At 44.5% G+C, this 2,416-nt stretch carries 2 protein-coding genes; both read right to left on the bottom strand.

Features of this window, described 5'->3' with window-relative positions; translation table 11 throughout:
* A partial coding sequence (locus ACMHKJ_RS19085; RefSeq protein WP_413496395.1) for a phage tail fiber protein occupies window positions 1-1,567 on the bottom strand: 1,567 nt, incomplete at its 3' end.
* 52 nt (window positions 1,568-1,619) lie between these two features.
* Window positions 1,620-2,288, bottom strand: coding sequence for a hypothetical protein (locus ACMHKJ_RS19080; protein WP_413496393.1), 669 nt, complete (start codon window positions 2,286-2,288; stop codon window positions 1,620-1,622).
* Between the last annotated feature and the right edge of the window lie 128 nt (window positions 2,289-2,416).

Below are 2,416 nucleotides of genomic sequence, written 5' to 3'. Positions count from 1 at the left end.
CCATCTGCTCAGCCAGTTCACGCTGTTTCACATTCCACACAGAGCCTTGTGGCATTTCTACGCGTACATCGAGTCGGGTGTATTCCGGCAGGTCACAGGGATCGCCGTCCTGATAGAAAACGCGGTCGCCATCAGCAGTGACTTCTTTCAGCCGCCAGTTCTGGAAACGTTCCGGTAAATGCGCATGCTGCCGGTGACAGGTTTCGATGATAATCCCGCCGTCTTCCAGTACGCGGTCAGCGACATAGATCAGCTCAAGACCGTTATTGTCTTTCGGTACTGAGATCCCCCCGTTTACGCCCCATGCACCATCTGAGTTATAGCCGAGGATGCCGGTGATATGGTACTGGCCTGTGTCGGTGTGGTGAATGTGAGCACCTTCGGATTCTTCGTTGGTTTCAAAACGGGCGCCTGAGTAAATCTCAATAATTGGGGATGACCGTTTGTAAAAACCGTTGCTGTCAGCAGCCATATTCACCCCAATCACTCCCATGGTCCCACTACCAACAGGGATCGTTGTTTCGCCTTTCCAGCTCCCGCCTCTGTAGAGAGATAAAAAACACCGTCCACCTTCATGATAGATACCTATTGAATCTGCTGGGGCGGAGCTGGAACGTATTGTTAAATTACGTTCACATTGAAGTTGCCCTGCCACATTCGCATTACCTGATTCATTTACTTGAAATGTATATTTATTCAGATTATGGTTATAAATACCACCATAACCACTATCATTTATAACAAGTGATCCCGTTCTTGCTGGAGATGCAAGCTCTCTTTTTGTGTCTCCTTCTACTATTGATTTGCTCACCCACTCGCGCGAAGCAATCGTCCCTTTTTCTATGGGGAAAAACAACTCGCTCCATTTTCCATTCATGTTTACAGATAAAAATACCTTTCCTTTATTGCAATAAAAATGCGCAAAAGTATTGGGAGTATCCATATCAGCGATAGACATTCTATGGGTACAATTTAAAAAACTTTTTACTGTTAATTGACCATCTTTTGTAAGGAATAAGGAGTTGTATTCATTGCCAGCAGCTTTCGCATATAAATAGTCATTATGCGCGCCCCACCACATCGTATTATCGGGATTCATTATCCCTGAGGCTTTTGCGGCCTTGTCTCCTACGCCAAACAAAACCGAGTTAATCCAATCCTGTGAAGCCAGCCCTTTTAAATCCTCCAACGTCACTTTCTGCCCGTTCGGCAGCTCAATTTCAACCTGGCCGGTGTCTGTCATCCACTGCTGCATTGCCTGGAGGAAGTACACAATATAGCCCTGATTCGCTGACATGGTGCGGGCGGCGTCAGAAATGGTATCCGGTACCGTGGTGGCAATAGAATATTTCGCGCCGCTGCGCGTCACCGGGGCATTGAATGACAGCACCAGTTCTGTGTCGCTGTTCACTGCGCGGATCATCATATTTATCGGGTTAGTACCGTTTTCGATACTGATCATTTGCCCCGGCGCCACGCCGTGAATGTTCTTTTTCCACTGCGTTCCGGTGCCGGTGACAATCGGCGATCCGGCTTTTATGGCAATTGTGCCGTCTGTGTAAATCATGGAGTTCCCCTGAATTTTGGACGAAAAAAAACCGCCGGAGCGGTTGAGTTATTTACTTCCATCGCGGGTAAGCATCCGGAGCATAAGCAACAATGCATCCGATATCATTCGCATATGCACCGCCGCCTCCCAATCCGACAAGATTAGATGCCCTCGTCACATAACCATCTTTTGTTACACCGTATCCGAAAACGAAACCACCAAAACTCATTTCGAATGATGTGGAAATATAACTTAGTACCATGCAGCCCGTGTGCCCGCTCCGGTAATCTAATGGTTTTTGTATATCTAATATTGTTCCGCCATAAGTTAAGTCGGATATAATTGTTTTTATTCTTAACGGGAACTTACCAGATGAATAGAATAGTTTATTATCATCATTAAACATATTAACTTTTATTTTTGTATCTATGTCTGACTCTACAATCGGTCTGTAAATATAAATATTCACCGTATTCGTGGTTAAGAACCGCAGATTTTTATTATCCCACCCGTGGCGAAGCATATTTGAACCAATCCCGTCCATCCTCGCATCACGGTGAAAAACAATATACTTATCCCACATAGATGGATATAAAACAGCATAACTCCCACGAACAAAGTCATATATCCCGGGTTCTTTTATTCCGTCTTTGCTCATGTCCAGTATTTTTTCTAAAACATAGGTAATTGAGGACAGAATTCCTAACTCAGCTCCGTTCACTGATATAGCTGGTTTCATCACTACTTCCCCATTAGCTTAAATATATGAATAATAGGAATTGTTGCACTTGCCATTCCACTATCGTGTTCATATTTCCATGTCACCTTATTACCGGAAACATTTATATTTGTTACTGTCGGATAGTT

It is taken from the genome of Morganella psychrotolerans (assembly GCF_965118875.1).
GTDB classification, from domain to species: Bacteria; Pseudomonadota; Gammaproteobacteria; order Enterobacterales; family Enterobacteriaceae; genus Morganella; species Morganella psychrotolerans_C.
The sequence above is the reverse complement of the archived record's forward strand: the minus strand, read 5'-3'. Positions and strand labels throughout refer to the sequence as shown.